At 36.7% G+C, this 512-nt stretch carries 1 protein-coding gene; it reads right to left on the reverse strand.

Annotated features, from left to right (window positions below; all coding sequences use genetic code 11):
* Positions 1-259: 259 nt before the first annotated feature.
* Positions 260-512 (reverse strand): helix-turn-helix domain-containing protein (locus AAY47_RS19715; RefSeq protein WP_072059837.1); only part of this gene is annotated, 253 nt, incomplete at its 5' end.

Below are 512 nucleotides of genomic sequence, written 5' to 3' on the forward strand. Positions count from 1 at the left end.
AGATGTGTATAAGAGACAGATCCTATACCTATTAATAAGGACCATTCCGCAATTGTATAGTGCTGTAGTTTCCCCCACCATTTATTCATATTTCTAGCATATTTTCTTATATCACGTTTTATTTCTGAGAATGCAGGTGATCTTTGACAATGCTTCAAAATATATTCCTTGATAATTTATCATTAAAAAATAACCATGAGTATAAAATTAAAAACTATTGATATTATCTTATCTCATGGTTTATTTCATTGAAACTAATCTACTCAACAGAGACTTTACGAACCTTACGCTCAATAAGTTGACCACGTTTATCAAAATATCGGCTAGGCCAGATTTCAGAAGGATGGATTTCAAGATAGTTAGCAATTATCCATTCGCCTTTAGGCCACTGCCTGCTGAGTGCATTTGCCAGTGTCGATGAACTGAGTCCCACTTCGCGGGAGAGAGCCGCTAAGGTTGTGCCACGTTTGCGTAATGCAGCAATAATATCGGCCTGATGCCAGTCATTTTTA

This window comes from Xenorhabdus griffiniae, assembly GCF_001028135.1.
In the GTDB taxonomy this organism is placed as follows: domain Bacteria; phylum Pseudomonadota; class Gammaproteobacteria; order Enterobacterales; family Enterobacteriaceae; genus Xenorhabdus; species Xenorhabdus bakwenae.